Source organism: Psychrobacter sp. M9-54-1 (assembly GCF_016613355.1).
GTDB classification, from domain to species: Bacteria; Pseudomonadota; Gammaproteobacteria; order Pseudomonadales; family Moraxellaceae; genus Psychrobacter; species Psychrobacter faecalis.
Map to the genome: position 1 here is coordinate 16,881 of NZ_JADGFW010000002.1, position 18,552 is coordinate 35,432.

Below are 18,552 nucleotides of genomic sequence, written 5' to 3' on the forward strand. Positions count from 1 at the left end.
GACTCTGCGATAATAGAACGCCAAAGTCGTTGGCAAAACCTACGACAATGACGCTGCTAATGACCATGACAAATATAAAGCCGCTGAAGACATATTTCAGTGAACAAATCATCAGATGCCAGTATTTTACATTGACTTAATCGTAGGGTTACCCTTAATGATAAACCAACCAATAGATCCCTTTTTTCGGCGCTTATTTATCGTCGTTGCGATTGTTATAGCGGTATTTTTATTGTATTTGATGATGCCGGTCATCGTGCCGTTTGTCGTGGCTTTTGTGTTGGCGTATTTGTTTAATCCGCTGGTTAAGCGTTTATCAAAATATATCAAGCGTTGGATAGCCATTATCATCGTTTATTCGACGATTACGCTTGGTATGGTGCTGCTGCTTTGGTGGTTAATACCGACTTTATGGCATCAACTGCAAGCGGCGTGGGAATATCTACCCAAAGTATTAAATTGGTATAACCAAGTTGTACGTGAGTGGTTTATCAATAACAGCCGTATTCGTCTGCCAGAACTCGAAGCCAAAGGCTTTTCTGATACTTTGGTTGATTATATGCAGACCAATTATAAATTCGCTGATGCCAGCAGCATGATGAGCCAAATTTTGGTCTCTAGTATGAATTTTATTAATAATGCTGGCTTGATTGTACTGGTGCCGATTTTAACCTTTTATTTCCTATTTAATTGGGATCAGCGTCTGCATACTTGGAAAATGGCAATTCCGGCGCCTTATTGCAAAAAGGTGGTTGCCATTGCTAAAGAATGCGATCAAGCCTTGATGGCATTTATTAAAGGTCAATTATTGGTCATGGTATTATTAGGCGTCATTTATGCTGTACAGCTCCAGCTTATTGGGCTTGAGCTTGGTTTGATTATTGGTATGGTGGCTGGTATCGCAAGCTTCGTACCGTATTTAGGCTTTGGTATCGGCTTTATCGCCGCGATTATCGCCTCTTTATTCCAATTTGGTTTAGACTGGACTTATCTAGCCTTAGTGGTTGGCGCGTTTTTGGTCGGACAAGCGGCAGAGGGTTATATTTTACAACCGTTATTGTTGGGCGACAAAATCGGTTTATCGCCGTTATGGGTTATTTTTGCCGTATTGGCTGGGGCAAGCTTATTAGGTTTCGTCGGTATGCTGATTGCGCTACCGGTGTCCGCTGTGCTTAATGTCTTATTCCGTCATTTATACGCCTATTATCGATCTACTGACTTTTATAAAGGCCGTAAACAATTGGCGTTATTTGAAGAAAAATAAATCGCCCAGACATTCTATGAATAATGATAGATTGGGCTTAATGGGTAAAAGACTTGTCAGTCATTTTGCAAATATGTTATATATAGGCGCAGTATTAACGGTATTTACCGTTATTAGGTTGGCTTTGCTAAATGTGAAAGTTAGCAAAGCCAGTTTACAGAATATTAGTCGTTTAGCCTTTTTAGTGATTGCGCTACGCAAACCGAGTTGATGATTCATGGCAGAAGCACAGCTAAGTCTCAATCTGGACATTAAGCATGATGCGAGTCTCAGCGACTTTGCCGGTCCAGGTTGGATGTCTATTATCGATGCAGTGCGGCAGCTACATGTCGGCCTGATAGGTCAGCTGTACCTATTTGGCAGCCCAGAGACGGGCAAGTCGCACTTATTATCCGCCATCTGTGAGTCGTTTATCGAGATGGACAAATCCGCGATTTGTCTGTCATTAAATGAGCTGATTCATACCGATGTCAATGTTCTATCTTCTTTAGAAAATTTTTCCTTGATTGCGATTGATGATTTAGAAGTGCTTGAGCAAAGCAGCCAATGGCAAGAAGCCTTATTTCACCTAATCAATCGTAGCCGAGAAGGACAACGGCAGCTGATTTTTGCCTCCAACAAACCTGCGACCGAATTACCGTTTCAGTTAACAGATCTCCTCACCCGTTTGGCGCAGTCACCAAGCTTTAAAGTGCCAACCGGTCACGATTTGGCAGACCGTCAAGCTTTGCTACAATCTATCTTACGCCGCCGCGGTTGGCAGTTTGATGAGCGTATTATCAATCATTTGCTCACCGAAGGGCCGCATCGTATCGGCGCTATGATGGACGTCCTAAATTACATTCAGCCGATGTTTTCTAACCTTGGTCGTAGTAATATATCCAAAGCGGTCATTAGCGATGCGCTGCGCACGATTGATGAGCAGACGCTCGCCGCCGAGCTTGCTGATATCGCCCAAGAAACGCAAGGTGACAATGAGGTCGCTAATCAAGATCAACATACCATGCCGCTCGACTTTTAACCTTTCGTTTTTTGACCTTTAGCTTTTAATAATTAGTTTTTAATGTTCATAGACACGCCCTTTATACCGCTACTTTACTATCCTTGGAATAACTTATGAAACCAAACGCTTCTTTGCTAAAAAAACTGACTGTTGGCTCCTTATTGATTGCTGCTGGTTCAGTATCTATGTTATCGCACGCGGCAGTGACTCTGCTTGTTGATGACCATATCAAAGTGACCGCTATCAATGGGCAAGAAATCCAGCAAAGCCCGTTTCAGCCGCTGACGAAGTCGTTTACCTTAGAGCCTGGTCAGCATGCGATTACCGCTAAATATGATCGCTTATATAACTTGCGCCGTGATGAGCACGATTATTTGCGCTCGGGTAATGTGAGTGTGACGGCTGAATTAAAAGATAATCAGACCTATCGTCTCGTTATGCCAAATCAGCCAGAAAAATATGAAGCAGCAAGAGAGTATGCCAAGCGTCCAACCCTAGCGGTGCAACAGAATAATACGGTAGTTGCCAGTCAGCAAGCTTTGGAAGGCAGCCAAGGTGGTTTGCTATCAGGTTTGGGTAAAACATTGGGTGGTGTATTTGGCGGCGCAAATGATGCTGAGCTACAAAACCAACGTGCCATTGCTGCGTTAGGTCAACCTACTGCCAGCACTGTTAATACAGGTGCTGTGACCACAGTTCAGCAAACGACAAGCGCTGCTGCCTCTACCAGTACTTTAGATCAGTTTATGCAACTTTGGTTACAAGCAACGCCAGCCGAGCGTGAAAAAATACGTCAGTGGATTCAGAAGTAGAATAGGTTCAGCTATTGAAAGAGCTTAACGTTTATCGATTTTTAGCAAAGCGAACACAAAAAAAGCACCTAAATTAGGTGCTTTTTCCTTACTTACTATCTATTCAGTTAATAAACGAATTGAGTGATAAATGGTTTTATGTATTTATCTGTTTAGCCGTTATTTAGCCAAAAAAGCGTTATACATCCAAATCAGCTTTTCTTGCTGCTGTACGTACTCATCAACTAAGTCTGCTGTACCTTGGTCTTCCGCTCGTTCTGCCAATGCTGACACTTCACGTTGCTCTTCAATCAGTGCTTGTAGGCCAGTCACTACCCCTTGCACGCAAGCATTACCGTCTTTAACGTTTTTATCTTCTTGAATGTTGGTATGTTGACTAAAGTCACTATAAGCATGCAATGGCGTGCCACCCAAGGTTAAGATACGCTCAGCGATTTCATCAATTTCTACTTGCAAATTGGTATATAGCTCTTCGAACTGTGGGTGCAAGGTGAAGAAATGCTCACCTTTTACGTTCCAGTGATAACCACGTACGTTGATATAAAACATATGATAGCTTGATAGTAGATCGTTTAACTTATCAATCACTTCGCTCATATCTGCTTTTTCTAGACCGATTTGGTTGGTTGCATTATTAGTATTACTCATAATATTATCCTTATAGTTTGAGTGTTGATTTGAGAGACTGGTTATTTTTATAAACTTAGACTTAATCATCTAAGGCAAATGTAGAAGTCTAAGAGTGTAGCAAGTCATATCCTGCATTGCTATGCTCGTTATATATCTTCTACAGGTTTTTAGGTATCTATACCTTATCTGTTTATGCTTATTATAATAGCAAAGATACTATGATAAGTTAAATTCAATTAATCTAAGTCTGTGATTGATTTGATAGAATTATAAAGTCACAATATCCACGCTATTCATACTATTTTATAAAGCCAACATTTATATAAGTTTAATGCTGAATTATAAAAAACGACTAACCACAGCACTCTAAAAGCTACTTCTTAATTTAAAAGTCACTTTTATAGTTTTGCAGGTGGCTGTAAGTTTTCAGGGTTTAAGCCTTTAACGGCAATGACTTCTTGTAGGTGCTGACGTACGGTATCGATTGGGAATTTTTGCGCTTGTAAACGCTTAGGAATGATTTGGCTGCCCTGTTGACCTTTTAGCTCAAACATCATGAAGATGTAGTCATCGGTTTCATCCCAGCTTTTGACGGCGCTCCAAGGAATAACCGCTTGCTGAGTGCTACCAGCACGCATCTGCATACCGCGCATCTGATTGCTATTAAACATATCAGGCTGATTGACTGGCATTGCCATGACTAAACCATGCTTTTGCACGCCCAATTTCATCTGACGCATCTCATCAGGCATTTCTTGGTCAGCAACTTGTTTTTCAAACTCTTTTTTGACATACCATTTAAAGCCAAGGGTACGTACCAATAGATAAATGACCACCGCCGCTAGCATCAGCCAAAAGATAATGGTCGAATAACCAGTTAAAAAAACCAAGCCCGCGATGGCTAATATGACGACGACTGCCATAATAATCCACTCTTTCATCTTAATACTCGACAGACCAAACGACGGGCTGGCACTGGCAAATAGCTCATATTGGGCTTGATGAAATTCGGCCTCGGTTAGGTTTAAGGCGACAGGTTGAAGCGTGTAGGGGTACAGGGCCATAAAGGTTTCTCAGATACGTATTTTAAAAGCGTGGGATGAAAAGCGCCAAAGCGAGGCTGCGATGCCATACTTAGCGATGCTTGGCGGAAAGTAGAATAAAGATATGCGCTTATCTTACCGAAAACTGCTCTTAAATGAAACATATAAGCGGGTCTGTCGACCAATAGCTCGGTTATTTTTCAGATAGCATCCTTATTTATACTAAGGTCAATGAGAGAACTTGATGTATAAGAGCATGGCGTGACTTTTATTATTTGTTATTTAACCCATAAAGCTTGTGCAAAGAAAGTGCTAGATTGTGGCAAAATATAGCCAAAACATGGTCAAATCTGCTCGGTATTGGTATGATAGTGACTATTATTTATTATTCAGATTGACGTGGCCTTATGGCAAAGCTTTATAGTGGTTTTATAAGGCTTTGCGCGCTATTTTTTGTTTTATCTCATTTATGGCTAGTGATATCTAAGCACTATACTTGGCTACTATTTTCCCTTTTTATTTCTTACTCACTTTTGGCGCTACAGGCAACTATTATGATTGACCCAAAACTCTTACGCGGTGATTTAACGGATTTACAACAGCAGCTGGCCACGCGTGGTTATGCGCTTGATATGGCGTTTTGGCAAAGTATCGAAAACGAACGTAAGTCTTTGCAAGTCAAAACCGAAGAGCTGCAATCGCGTCGTAATGCCGGTGCTAAGCAAGTGGGTGCGCTAAAAAAATCGGGCGCAGATGCCAGCGAACTGTTGGCTGAGATGCAAAGTGTCAGCGGTGAGATTAAGACAGCTGAAGATGAGCTGCGTACCTTGCAAGAGCGTATTAGCCAAGCGGCCATGCAAATCCCAAATATCCCAGCCGCCGATGTGCCAGTCGGGACATCAGAAGATGATAACGTCGAAGTGCGCAAATGGGGTACGCCGCGCGCGTTTGATTTTGAGATTCAAGACCATACTCATATCGGTGAGACGCTAGGTATGCTTGATTTCGAAGCCGCTGCAAAATTAACAGGTAGCCGTTTTAACGTCTTAAAAGGTCAGCTTGCGCAAATGCATCGCGCTTTGATTCAGTTTATGCTCAATACCCATACCATCAAGTACGGCTACACTGAAACCTATGTGCCTTATATCGTCAATTCTGAGAGTTTAAAAGGTACGGGTCAATTGCCGAAGTTTGAAGATGATTTGTTTAAATTGACCAATCATACCAATAACGAAGGTACAGATTTTTATCTGATTCCAACGGCCGAAGTGCCCATGACCAACTTGGTACGCGGTGAACGTTTGGATATCAAAGAGCTGCCGTTAAAATTTACCGCCCATACGCCATGTTTCCGTAGTGAAGCCGGCTCGCATGGTCGCGATACCCGTGGTCTAATCCGTCAGCATCAGTTTGAAAAAGTTGAGATGGTCAATATCGCTACCGCTGAGCAATCAGATGACTTACTTGAGGCGATGACGGCACAAGCTGAGTACATTTTGCAGCAGTTGAATCTGCCGTACCGTGTGGTCAAACTATGTACTGGCGATATGGGCTTTGCCGCTCAAAAAACTTATGACATCGAAGTGTGGTTGCCAAGCCAAGATACTTATCGTGAAATCTCAAGCTGCTCAAACTGTGGCGACTTCCAAGCTCGCCGTATGGGCACGCGCGTTAAAGATGGCAAGCAAACCAGCCTAGCGCATACGCTAAATGGTTCAGGTTTGGCAGTCGGTCGTACGTTATTGGCAGTGATGGAAAATCATCAAAATGCTGATGGTAGTATCACCATTCCTGAAGCATTGCGTCCGTTCATGGGCGGAGTTGAAACCATTTTAGCTTAATGATTTAGTTTTTTATCTAAACTGCGGGTTGGTTGCTGACTCGCGGTTTTTTCATACGTACTGGTTTAATAAAACTGATACGAATGATTGTTAAATACAAACGCTTCTGTCAGCGCATTTTTAGATTGCCTGATGGCAAATATGTTAATATTGCATGTGATTTTATAGTCTATCTTTTGATGACATCCATTGTATTTTTGTCGTATTTCTGATGGATTGCCCTCTGAGTAACCCTTTCTCTTATGCTCCATACTTTTCATTCGAATATTAGGACACTCTATGCCGACCCCAATTAATGAACGCAAACTTGCCAATGCCATCCGTGTACTGTCGTTCGACGCGGTTCAAAAAGCCAATTCTGGACACCCAGGCGCGCCGATGGGCATGGCTGATATTGCCGAAGTATTGTGGCGCAAATTTTTAAAGCACAATCCTGCTGACCCGCAATGGCACAACCGCGATCGCTTTGTACTATCAAACGGTCATGGCTCGATGCTCATTTATTCCTTGCTGCATTTATCAGGCTATGATGTCAGCGTTGATGATTTAAAAGGCTTTCGTCAGCTGCATTCAAAAACTCCAGGCCATCCTGAACTTGGCTATACGCCAGGGATTGAAACCACAACGGGTCCACTAGGTCAGGGTATTGCCAATGCCGTTGGTTTTGCGATTGCAGAAAAAACCTTAGCGGCGCAGTTCAACCGTGACGGCCATAACATCGTTGACCATCATACTTATGCGTTCTTAGGCGATGGCTGCTTGATGGAAGGTATCAGCCATGAAGTTTGCTCATTGGCTGGCACGTTAGGTTTGGGCAAATTGGTCTTTTTCTATGATGATAATGGCATCTCAATCGATGGCGATGTCGAAGGCTGGTTCACTGATGATACGCAAGCGCGCTTTGAGGCCTATGGCTGGCAGGTCATCAAAGTCGATGGTCACGATACCGATGAGATTACCAAAGCCACTGAGCAAGCCATTGCTGAGACCACTAAGCCAAGCTTAATTATTTGTAAAACGACGATTGGTGCTGGTAGCCCAAACAAGCAAGGTTTAGCAGCCAGTCATGGTGCACCACTTGGTGATGACGAAATCGTCTTGACCCGTGACGCTTTAGCATGGACTCATGCGCCGTTTGAATTAGATGACGAAATCTATGAAGCATGGGATGCAAAAGCCAAAGGCGACGTCCAACAAAAGAACTGGGATGCCGACTTTGAAGCCTATAAAAAAGCCTATCCAGAGTTGGCAGCTGAGTTACTACGCCGCTTAAACGGAGAATTGCCAGCGGATTTTGAAAGCCAAGCACAAGCCTATATTCAGCAAACGCAAGAGCAGGGCGGCGATGTTGCCAGTCGTAAAGCCAGTCAAAATGCGATTAATACCTTACAGCCGTTATTACCAGAGTTATTGGGCGGTTCAGCGGATCTGGCAGGCTCAAACCTTACGCTATTTAAAGGTGCGAAAGGCATCGAAAAAGACGCTGACGGCAACTATATCTATTATGGCGTGCGTGAGTTTGGTATGACAGCGATTGCCAATGGTATCGCGTTGCATGGCGGCTTTATCCCTTATGTGGCAACTTTCCTGATGTTTATGGAATACGCGCGTAATGCGGTGCGTATGGGCGCACTCATGAAGCAGCGTGTGATTCATGTTTACACTCATGATTCAATTGGTTTGGGTGAAGACGGCCCGACGCATCAGCCAGTTGAGCAATTGACTAGCTTACGTACCACGCCAAATCTACGCACATGGCGTCCGTGTGATGCGACCGAATCGGCCAGCGCTTGGGTTGAAGCGATTAAGTCTGAAACTAATCCATCTGCGTTAATTTTTAGCCGTCAAAGCTTGCCACATCAAGCACGTGATAGCGAGCAAGTCGCTAACATCGCTAAAGGTGGCTATGTGTTAGCGAAAGAGGAAGGTGAGCTACAAGCGATTATCATCGCGACAGGTTCAGAAGTTGGTCTTGCTATGCAAGCGCACGCAACATTGAGCGCAAATGGCGTTGGCGTCCGTGTCGTCTCTATGCCATGTGCCGAGATTTTTGTAGAGCAAGATGCTAGCTACCGTGAAGCGGTATTGCCAGCTAATATCCGCGCCCGCGTAGCGGTAGAAGCAGCACACGTCGATTACTGGTATAAGTTTGTCGGTCTAGATGGCAAAGTCATTGGTATGACGACTTATGGTGAATCCGCGCCAGCTGAGGAGCTATATCAAGAGTTTGGTATTACTACGGAAGCGGTGATTGATGCGGTGAATAGTTTGGTTTAATAAACCTAACTTAGTTAGCGTTTAAACAAGAAAGAGCTACTAGAAAAATATGGTGGCTCTTTTTTTTGTGATTAACTTTTGGTTTTGAAATATTATAAAAAGCCCTGTAAATAGATTGCTGGGTAGGTTAGTGTCGAGACTTAATGCACCATGAGTCGTTAAATGGTAACGCAAAGTTCGACCAGCCGCCCTATAACCAAGCTTAATGTGTTTTTTTAGTTGACCGTGGTTAGTGTTATATCTATTTTGCTAATTTAAAGCGAGCTTAAGGACGTGTACCTGTTTTGTACTGGCACGTTGATTAATAGACAAGGTGCGTCAAAAAGAGCTAGATAAGGTAGATAAGTATCATCAAAAAGAACAGGCCAAAGTTGATAAGAAGATTCAAGCAATGATAGACGATATCAACCAAAAGGCAATGAAAAAGCAGGAAAAAATAGATACTAAAATTCAGAAGAGAAGAAATAAAATAGATAAGACTGGTATAGCAGAAGAGCAAATATGGCAGTACTAAAAACGTTAGAAAATATGTTTATAATATTTAATCTATTTTCGAGTGATTTTTAGGTCATAATATTTTTAAATAATTAAGCGTTTCTGTAAAGAACGTCTTGAAAATCTATAATGTTATCTACCCAACTTAGAAATTCTAAGTTGGGTTTTTTGTCACTTAATCAATTAGCTGCAATCAGCTTCCCTGATATTTCAAGCGGAATGATATTGCTAATCAGTTTCGGGAAGGCTGTCACCCCGTAGTTATAGCGATCGACCACGCCTGTCGCGCGAAACTTTAACGTCGGTTTAGAGGTGGCGGGGTCAATCTCTACATCAGATAAAGTCACTCTTACCGTTAACGGTTTGGTTTGACCTAAAGCGGTAAAATCGCCCGTGACATTTGCTTGTTTCGGTGTAATCATCTTGATCTTTTTTGAAACAAATGTCATCGTTGGATACTGCTGCGTATTGAGCAGCTCCTTTCGGCGCAAAAAACTGTCACGTAGCTTGCGCTCGGTATCGATGCTATCGGTATGCACGGTAAAATTAATGGTCGTACTCTCAGGCTTTTTGACGTCATAATTGATCGCGCCATTTACTTTACGAAACTTACCGTCAGTGGTCGCCTTGCCTAAATACTTGACCTCAAAATCAGCGCTGGTCTTAGGCACGTCCAGTTTCCACTTTTGTGGCATCGTGTTGGCGGCGACTCCCATTATAGGCAAAGATAATAATAAAGAGGTACCAAGCGTAATCTTTAACAAAGAGGCGGCGCGAGTATTCATACGTATGATCCAAAGGGTGGTATTAAAGTCGTCAGTATTGAACATGCTTTTAGGGCGCAACTGAGCGTTATAGCTGAAATAATAATACGATAGCCTACTACAATTGTGCTGTTTCAATGTATTATTAAAGTTATGAGCGATTTAGAAGTAAGTCTTATACTGGCTTATCGCTTAAAATAACCAATATGACTTTTTATATAGTAGAAAACCATGTCTTTGATGTCCAGCTTTAAAGGTATCGTCGGCGAGACCGTCATCAATGTGGCCATGTGGCTAAAACTTGAAAAAGACGTTTATCATCGTCTAAACAATATCACTTTGCCATTAGCAAATGGCGGCAGCACCCAAATTGACCATGTCATCGTCTCTAGGTATGGCATCTTTGTCATCGAAACCAAAAACTATAAAGGCTGGATATTTGGTAACGAAAAGCAGCGACAATGGACGCAGGTCATCATGGGTCGCAAGTATAAATTTCAAAATCCATTGCGCCAAAATTATCTACATATAAAAACGCTGTCTGATTTATTAGAACTTGAGATGAGTTATTTCCATTCGATGATTGCCTTTATCGGCGAGTGTGAGCTTAAAACTCGCGATAAGTTACCAGAGCATGTATTGACGAGCGGCATGGCATCTTATATCAAGAAAAAACAAGATAAAATGCTTACCGATGAAGAAGTCAAAGCCATTGTTGAGCAAATTGAAAACAATCGATTTAGCAAGTCTTGGCGTACTAACAGAGCGCATAAAGCCTATTTAAAAGAGAAGCATAATCCGTCAAACAAGCAAGCTAGTGATAAACCAAATGCTAAGTCAGTTACTACATCAGCGAATCAGCCTGCGCCTGAATTAATAGCAAAACAACCTCCTAAAAATACCATTCTTCAAAGCAGAGAAGTACTGCGATGGTCTGGGCAAACGGAAGTTGAAGCGGTCGATGTACCGATTGTCTCTTCTAGCAATGTGCTGCCTATCTCTCAACTCAATAATGATGATAATGTCTTTATTACCCCATTTGAGGTTTTGGACTCAGAGCCGGAGATAGAGAAAGATGCTACTAAGGAGGCTTCTATTATCGAGCCAGTTGAAGCGTCAATTGTTTCTGATAATACTCCCGCTTGTCCAAAATGCCATGGTGAGATGGTCAAGCGCGTTGCAAAAAAAGGCCAGCAGCAAGGTCAGACCTTTTTTGGTTGCAGTCAATTTCCTAAGTGTCGCGGTGTGGTGAATATTAATTAGGTGATAGTTATCCTAAAAACTAACGGCTACTTCATAATAAAAGCGACGTCAAAATCATGGGTTGGCACAAAATTACTTTCTTTTATTTCAAACGTCGTTGGTCCAATCTTTTTGATTTTACCTTTACCTTTCCAACAGAAGGAGACCAGTTCGTTAAGGTCGCGTTTGACGGTCAGTTTGAAATGAGTAATCGGTTTGGCCCAGTTTGCTCCCGTCGTTAGGATATAGCTTAAGGCATGATAGGGCCGTCCGTTATTATTAAATCCTCGCTGAGTTGATTTATCTACACAAAAATTTGAAAATTCTTCCTCGCCTAAAGATACTGATCCACCTACTAACGGTTTATACGTGTGTTTGACCTTGGTGATCGTATTGGCTTTGAACTTTTGCTCCCAACTATAAATCACCTGTGAATCCCAAGGGATATAGAGACTTTCTCTATCACTGATAAACTTATCGAGTGCCTTGCTATTACAGTCCAAAAGCCGTTGATTGATATCGTCGGTATCAAACCGATAGGTCCAAGGTGACATCATTTCAGCGTCACTAATACCACAAGCCTTGAAAATATTGGTGGTATCAATAGGGGTTTCTGCATAGTCCCGCTCACCATTTTCGATGATGATCGGGTACATAAAAGTGCGGACATGCTGATCAGGAATGATAGGTTTGCCATTGGCCCAAATTTTAAAGTTATCATAAGTAGCACTAGTATTAGCGTAATCTGAGTCTGTAAAGCTAGGCACAGCTGGCATAGGAAAAAGAAGGGTCTCGGTAATGTCTTTATTGCTTAGATTTTTAAATTCATAATTGACGCGGACTTCATCTTTTGAGATGTATAAATCTTCACTATGCATGCTGATATGTTTATTTTTAATATACCCAACCCCGCCTGTCCCAATATAGCCGGTAGAGTCATTGGCTTGGGCAGCAGTCATCACGAACAGCACCGCACAAGCTAATGTACCGCTAAATACAAAATGCCGCTTATCCATAAATCTCTTCCAAACGTAAACACGCAACCAAGCGGCCATCCCATTCGCGCAGCTTTGGTTCTACTTCACTGCATTGAGGTTTGGCATAAGGACACCGTTTATGTAGGGCGCAACCACTTGGCGGATTAAGCGGACTTGGCAGCTCACCATGTAGCGTTAACTCGTTTTTATGACCACTGACAGTTGGCGCAGCCGCTAATAAAGCGATGGTGTAAGGATGCTTTGGCGCGTTATAAATTGCCTCTTTTGGCCCATGTTCGACGGCTTGACCTAAATACATGACCATCACATCGTCGGCGACATGGCGGACTACGGATAAGTTGTGTGAAATAAAAACATACGCCGTATGGTACTCGTCCTGCAAATCCATAAATAGATTCAATACTTGCGCTTGAATCGATACATCGAGCGCTGAGGTCGGTTCATCAGCAACGACGATTTTTGGATTGAGCATCATGGCGCGGGCGAGGGCAATACGTTGGCGCTGACCACCCGAAAACATATGCGGAAAACGGCCAGCATGTTCAGGACGTAGACCGACGTTTCTCATCATCTCGTTTATTTTTTCGCGCTTTTCTTCCTTTGACAGTTTGGTATGGATATCTAATGGCTCGGTTAATTGATAACCGATCGTATGACGCGGGTTGAGACTGCTATAAGGGTTTTGGAACACCATCTGAATCTCGGTGCGCAAATCTTTTAACGCTTTTCTGCTATAGCCAGTGGTCGCTTCACCATTGATAGACAGCTCACCATCAGTCGGCTCTTCAATTAGGGTCAATTGGCGGGCAAGTGTCGATTTGCCACAGCCTGACTCACCAACGACCGCAAGTGTTTTGCCCGCTTGAAGCTCAAACGAGATACCATTTAACGCTTTAACATATGCTTTTGGTTTGCCCAAACCTTGCGATACTGGGTAATGCTTGTGTAAATTGTCTGCTTTTAAGACCACTTTATCACTCATACTTGGGACTCCAAAGTAGCAGGGTGCGGGGTAGAAATGCGAGTAGGTAAGCTTGGTAGTTCGGCATGAATACAGCGCACTTTGCCAGTAGGCGTCTCTAAAATAGGCGGCGGCACTTCGCAAGCGGGTTCTTTATACGGACAACGAGGCGAGAGCAAACAGCCACTTGGACGGTCATATTGGCTTGGTACCACACCCGGTAAGCTATTGAGCCTATCTTGGCCGATAGCCAGCTCAGGAATAGCTTGTAGCAAGGCATCGGTATAAGGGTGAGCAGGATGCTGGAAAATCTCTGGCACTGTACTGGTTTCAACCACTTGTCCGGCATACATAACGGCGACATCACGTGAGTTTTGCGCGACTAAACCCAAATCATGAGTAATCAATACCATGGCCATTTGCTTTTCACGTTGTAAGCGCCCGAGCAAATCCATAATTTGCGCTTGTACCGTGACGTCAAGCGCGGTGGTGGGTTCATCGGCGATAAGCAGTTTTGGCTCGCAGGCAATCGCCATGGCAATCATAATACGCTGACTCATACCGCCCGATAATTGATGCGGATAAACTTTCAGTCGGTTTTTGGCATCGGGCATCTCAACCAACTCAAGCAGCTCTAAGATGCGCGTGCGAACCGCCGAACCGCGTAAGCCAAGGTGTTTACGCAGTACTTCACCCAATTGCATCTCAACGGTAAAGCTCGGATTTAGGCAGGACATGGCATTTTGAAAAATCATCGAAATGTCTTTGCCAATGATGCCGCGTTTTTCTTTGGCGGACATACTCAGCATGTCTTTATTGTCAAATATCACCCGCTGTGCGCGAACGGTTGCAGAAGGCGGCAATAAGCCCATCAGCGCCATCATAGTGACCGACTTACCTGAACCGGATTCCCCAACGACAGCGAGAACTTCACCTTGGGTGATTTTCAACGATACATCATCAACGGCGCGAAAAGCGCGCGCGCCTTGACCAAAGGTGACCGAAAGATTTTCAATATCCAATAAAAGTGGCGCTTCTTTTTTTAATGAACCAGTCATCGAAGTTTCAGTAGTGACGATTGTATTTAACGTATCAGTCATTTAGGTCACCTGCTTTAATTTGGGATCTAGCGCATCGCGTAAGCCATCACCCGTCAAGTTAATTGACAGGGCAGCTAAGAAAATAGCGACGCCGGGCCAAATGGCGAGCCAAACATTACTTTGAATATATTGTCGCGCCGTACCAAGCATCGCGCCCCATTCAGCATCTGGTGGTTGCACGCCAAAGCCTAAGAAACCAATCGCCCCAGCTTCTAAAATGGCAGAGGAAAAAATCATTGTCGCTTGGACGATAAGCGGTGCCATACAATTGGGCAAAATGGTGATAAATAATAAGCGTAGTACGCCAGCACCCATCACTTGCGAAGCGATAAAGTACTCACGCTGTAGCTCGACCATCGCCGTTGCCCGAGTTAGACGAATAAACGGCGGCGTACAAACCAAGGCAATGGTAATAATGGTATTGGTCATAGAAGGGCCTAAAATAGCCGCAATAATAATCGCTAATAGTAAGCTGGGGTAAGACATCAAAATATCATTGACCAGCATCACCGCTTTGCCCCAAACCTTTGGCCAAAACGCCGCGCTCAGTCCTAAAGAGATACCGACCAACATCGCAAGGGTCGTTGCGCTAAGGCCGATAAATAAAGAATAACGCGCGCCATACATTACCCGTGATAACGTATCGCGGCCGGCATCATCAGTACCGAGCCAAAACATACTATCACCGCCACTTAAAAAGGCGGGTGGTAATTGCTCTTGGCCGGTAAATAATTCATAAGGGTCATGCGGCGCAAGGGTGGGCGCAAGTATGGCAATAACGACCATCAAGGCTAAGACAAGAAAGCCCAGTACCGCGCCTTTATTTCGGCAAAACGTCGACAAAAATAACTGCAGAGATGACGGCGGTGTGGCAGCTATCAAATTAAGATCTGAGGGAAGAACAGAAGGCTTCATGAGTAGTTCCTATAGTGGCCAGCGCTAAGAGCATGTAGAACCTCATTTCTTGAAAAGTTGAGGATTTGCTAAAAATTGCTCTAAATCATGCAAGCGCGTATCACCACTATTTATAATATGGGTATTTATCATTATCAAATTAAGAGGTATGTCGAATACGCGGATTGATCAAACCATATAAAATATCAATAAATAAACTGACTAAAATCAAGGCGGTGGCGACCAATAAAATACCATTTTGCACAATAGGGTAATCACGGGTAAAAAAGCCATCAAGTAGCCAATTACCAACGCCCGGCCAACTAAAGATGGTCTCAGTGATAATCGCGCCAGCGAGCAAGGTCGCCATCTGTAAGCCAATCACAGTGACTACGGTAATTAAGGCGTTGCGCATCACGTGTACCAATATCACGCGGCGCGGCGATAAACCTTTGGCGCGTGCTGTGCGCACATAGTCTTCATCCAATACCTCTAGCATCGCCGAGCGTGTCATGCGCGCAATCATCGCCAGTGGTATGGTCGATAAGGCAATAGAAGGCAAAATAAAATGTTTTACCACGTCCCAAAATGCGCCAGGCTCACCGGATGTTAAAGAGCCCAATAACCAAGAGCCGTAGAGTGGGTGAACATCTAAAAACTGCGCGACAGAAATGACACCGGCGACCGGCAAAAGGTTTAAATAATGGGCAAATATACCGGTTAGGATAGGCCCTAATAAATAGATAGGCATCGAGTAGCCAGCCAGCGCTCCTGACATTAAGGTGTAATCAATCCATGTGCCACGGCGCAGCGCTGCAAAAATACCTAAACTGACACCGACGACACTCGCAATGATAATCGCACATACTGCAAGCTCCAGCGTTGGGACAAAATGGGCAAAGAAATCTTGTAATACGGGGGCGCGGGTACGAAAAGACGCTCCAAAGTCACCGGTCAATATACCGGTTAAATAATCCCAATATTGGACGATGAGGGGTTTATCCAATCCAAGTCTTTCTAGGGCGCGCGCATGTAGCTCTGGATCGACCATACGTTCACCCATCATAATCTCGACAGCATCTCCAGGTACGAGACGAATCAGAGTAAAAGTGGATAGCGTTAAGCCAATATAGACAGGAATTAAAATCGCAATTCGACGCAGAATATAAAGTAGCATGGGCTGCTCAATAGTTGTGGTTCAAAAGTTATAAATCGAAGAGTAAAGCATTAGCAGTGATAAAAGCGTCCGTGACAAAATGTTTAACAAGACGTTTGATTCATAGAAATTCGGCTGGAACAAACAAAACGTCTGACCAGCCGAATATGAAATATGAATTAAATAACCGTGCCTGTCATACCGGACTTTATTGGCTGATGCTATTCAACTTTCACACCATCGAAGCGTATGGCACCAAGCGGACTGATTTTATAATCGACAACGTTTGGTGCGGTGAATACGGTCACGACCGAATGCGCCATTGTCGTCCAAGGCAGTTGCTCTTTAAATATCTGCTGAGCTTTTACATAATCATCGACACGCTCATCTTGATTGGTAATCTGACGGGCACTGGTCACTAAATTATCAAAATCTTTATTACACCAGCGCGAGTAGTTATTACCACCGACCGCGTCACAAGATAATAGCGAACCAAGCCAGTTATCAGGATCACCATTGTCACCGGTCCAGCCTGCCAAAATGACATCAGGCTCACCTTTAGCGGCGCGTTTTAAGTACTCACCCCATTCATAAGTGACAAGCTTGGTATTCACACCAATCTTCGCCCAATCTGCTTGTAGCATTTCAGCCATGAGTTTGGCATTTGGGTTATAAGGGCGCTGAACCGGCATATACCATAGGTTGATAGAAAGGTTATCCGCACCTGCTTCTTTGATAAGGGCTTTGGCTTTTTCGACATCATAAGGCGCATCTTTGATCGATTTATCGTAACCCCACTGCGTTGGCGGCATAGGGTTGGTGGCTTTGAGGCCTTCACTTTGATAAACCGCGTTGATAATAGCGTCTTTATTAATCGCCATATCTAACGCTTGGCGAACTTTAAGGTCGCTAAGTTTCGGTTTTTCAACGTTGTAGCCGACATAGCCGACGTTAAAACCGGGTTGATCGAGAACCGTGGCTTTGCCGGATTTTTTGACAGATTCAATTTCGGCAGGTTTTGGATAAGCAGACACATGACATTCACCAGCCTGCACCTTTTGCGCGCGCACGGCCGAATCTTTGGTGATGACGAATACTAAATTGTCGATATGAATGTCATCTTTGTTCCAATAGTCTGGGTTTTTGGTATAGCGAATCTGTGCGTCTTTTTGGTAGGACGTAAAGACGAAAGGACCGGTACCAACTGGTTTGGTATTAATATCAGCTGCGTTACCAGCAGCCATTAATTGGTCAGCGTATTCAGCAGAATCAATGTAAGCAAAGGCCATCGCTAGGTTTTGTAAAAATGGCGCGTTGGTTTCGCTTAGGGTGACTTTGACGGTATTGTCGTCAACTTTTTCAATATTAGAAATAAGATCAGGCAACCCCATGCCGACCGAATACGGGAATTCGGCAGGGTAGGCTTTATTAAATTCAAATTCTGGATTGGTGAGACGTTCTAGGGTAAAGACAACATCGTCAGCATTAAAATCGCGGGTAGGGGTAAAGTAATCGGTTTTACCGAATTTGACGCCTTTACGTAGATTAAAGGTGTAAGTTTTGCCATCTTCGCTGATATCCCAACTTTCAGCCAGCGCAGGCTGAATCTCGGTGCCGTCTCTTTTAAATTCTACTAAAGCGTTGTAAATAGGGTAGGCGCTAGCGTCAAAATCCGTACCTGCCGTATATTGAGCTGGGTCGAAACCAGCAGGGCTACCTTCTGAGCAATAAAGCAAGGTTTTTGCGCCTTTGGCGTCTGAGCTAGCAGCAGAGTCGTCGGTGGTTTTATTGTCGCCGCTACAGGCACTGATACCCAAGATAACGGTCGCTAACAGGGGCAGTTTGAAGAGTGATTTTTGCATTCTTACATCCTATGTAATGATAAGTAGTCGCCAATATATCTATAGGTTCATAAGTGAATCCTATAATCAGCGAGCTGCTAATTCCCTTTAAAGTGTTTATAAATAGAGTGTTTATACTATGCAAAAAGAAAATGAGTCAGAGATTTTTAACTCAAATTGCAGGCTGCGATAAATAACAATATAAATAAGTGGTTTAAATATACTACCTTA

General features: G+C 43.5%; 16 protein-coding genes. 7 read left to right on the forward strand and 9 right to left on the reverse strand.

Translation table 11 applies throughout. The features are described from left to right. Positions 1-157: 157 nt before the first annotated feature. The 3 genes from IQ457_RS00445 to IQ457_RS00455 all read left to right on the forward strand — a co-directional run bounded on the left by IQ457_RS00445 (position 158) and on the right by IQ457_RS00455 (position 3,079). Entirely contained in the window at positions 158-1,264 is a 1,107-nt protein-coding gene (locus tag IQ457_RS00445; protein WP_200661649.1) for an AI-2E family transporter, read from the forward strand. Between the two features lie 217 nt (positions 1,265-1,481). Beyond that, positions 1,482-2,285, forward strand: coding sequence for a DnaA regulatory inactivator Hda (hda, locus tag IQ457_RS00450; RefSeq protein ID WP_068407080.1), 804 nt, complete (start codon positions 1,482-1,484; stop codon positions 2,283-2,285). Positions 2,286-2,380: 95 nt separating this feature from the next. Continuing rightward, complete coding sequence (locus IQ457_RS00455; RefSeq protein WP_102077249.1) at positions 2,381-3,079, forward strand: DUF2057 family protein; 699 nt, start codon at positions 2,381-2,383, stop codon at positions 3,077-3,079. Positions 3,080-3,238: 159 nt separating this feature from the next. Here the strand turns inward: IQ457_RS00455 and IQ457_RS00460 are convergent, their stop codons facing one another. Then, on the reverse strand, positions 3,239-3,727 hold the full coding sequence (locus IQ457_RS00460; protein WP_068407074.1) for a Dps family protein: 489 nt from the start codon (positions 3,725-3,727) through the stop codon (positions 3,239-3,241). Positions 3,728-4,107: 380 nt separating this feature from the next. Continuing rightward, positions 4,108-4,773 carry a YcxB family protein gene (locus IQ457_RS00465; RefSeq protein WP_068407072.1) on the reverse strand — a complete coding sequence of 222 codons (666 nt, stop codon included), beginning with the start codon at positions 4,771-4,773 and terminating at the stop codon, positions 4,108-4,110. A gap of 533 nt (positions 4,774-5,306) precedes the next feature. Here IQ457_RS00465 and serS point away from each other — a divergent pair. The 3 genes from serS (at position 5,307) to IQ457_RS00480 (ending at position 9,384) form a co-directional block, all read left to right on the forward strand. Then, complete coding sequence (serS, locus tag IQ457_RS00470) at positions 5,307-6,593, forward strand: serine--tRNA ligase (protein ID WP_200661650.1); 1,287 nt, start codon at positions 5,307-5,309, stop codon at positions 6,591-6,593. Positions 6,594-6,872: 279 nt separating this feature from the next. After that, on the forward strand, positions 6,873-8,870 hold the full coding sequence (tkt, locus tag IQ457_RS00475) for a transketolase (RefSeq protein WP_200661651.1): 1,998 nt from the start codon (positions 6,873-6,875) through the stop codon (positions 8,868-8,870). A 313-nt stretch (positions 8,871-9,183) separates the two neighbouring features. Next, positions 9,184-9,384: a hypothetical protein gene (locus IQ457_RS00480; protein ID WP_200661652.1), complete on the forward strand. Its 201-nt coding sequence runs from the start codon at positions 9,184-9,186 to the stop codon at positions 9,382-9,384. 160 nt (positions 9,385-9,544) lie between these two features. On the opposite strand, the gene IQ457_RS00485 is transcribed toward IQ457_RS00480, so the two are convergent. Continuing rightward, the gene (locus IQ457_RS00485; RefSeq protein WP_200661653.1) at positions 9,545-10,150 is read right to left on the reverse strand and encodes a YceI family protein; all 606 of its coding nucleotides are present in this window, start codon (positions 10,148-10,150) and stop codon (positions 9,545-9,547) included. Positions 10,151-10,360: 210 nt separating this feature from the next. Between IQ457_RS00485 and IQ457_RS00490 the strand changes: the two genes are divergently transcribed. After that, entirely contained in the window at positions 10,361-11,392 is a 1,032-nt protein-coding gene (locus IQ457_RS00490; protein WP_200661654.1) for a nuclease-related domain-containing protein, read from the forward strand. 26 nt (positions 11,393-11,418) lie between these two features. Here the strand turns inward: IQ457_RS00490 and IQ457_RS00495 are convergent, their stop codons facing one another. The 6 genes from IQ457_RS00495 to IQ457_RS00520 all read right to left on the reverse strand — a co-directional run bounded on the left by IQ457_RS00495 (position 11,419) and on the right by IQ457_RS00520 (position 18,342). Continuing rightward, the gene (locus IQ457_RS00495) at positions 11,419-12,387 is read right to left on the reverse strand and encodes a DUF4424 family protein (RefSeq protein ID WP_200661655.1); all 969 of its coding nucleotides are present in this window, start codon (positions 12,385-12,387) and stop codon (positions 11,419-11,421) included. After that, positions 12,380-13,351, reverse strand: coding sequence for a peptide ABC transporter ATP-binding protein (locus IQ457_RS00500; RefSeq protein WP_200661656.1), 972 nt, complete (start codon positions 13,349-13,351; stop codon positions 12,380-12,382). The genes IQ457_RS00495 and IQ457_RS00500 overlap by 8 nt, the downstream gene beginning before the upstream one ends. Beyond that, the gene (locus IQ457_RS00505) at positions 13,348-14,430 is read right to left on the reverse strand and encodes an ABC transporter ATP-binding protein (protein WP_242465299.1); all 1,083 of its coding nucleotides are present in this window, start codon (positions 14,428-14,430) and stop codon (positions 13,348-13,350) included. Before IQ457_RS00505 ends, IQ457_RS00500 begins: the two co-directional genes overlap by 4 nt. Then, positions 14,431-15,345 carry an ABC transporter permease gene (locus IQ457_RS00510; protein ID WP_200661657.1) on the reverse strand — a complete coding sequence of 305 codons (915 nt, stop codon included), beginning with the start codon at positions 15,343-15,345 and terminating at the stop codon, positions 14,431-14,433. A gap of 139 nt (positions 15,346-15,484) precedes the next feature. Further along, positions 15,485-16,501 carry an ABC transporter permease gene (locus tag IQ457_RS00515; RefSeq protein ID WP_193031282.1) on the reverse strand — a complete coding sequence of 339 codons (1,017 nt, stop codon included), beginning with the start codon at positions 16,499-16,501 and terminating at the stop codon, positions 15,485-15,487. A gap of 200 nt (positions 16,502-16,701) precedes the next feature. Then, positions 16,702-18,342: an ABC transporter substrate-binding protein gene (locus IQ457_RS00520; RefSeq protein ID WP_200661658.1), complete on the reverse strand. Its 1,641-nt coding sequence runs from the start codon at positions 18,340-18,342 to the stop codon at positions 16,702-16,704. Positions 18,343-18,552: the final 210 nt, after the last annotated feature.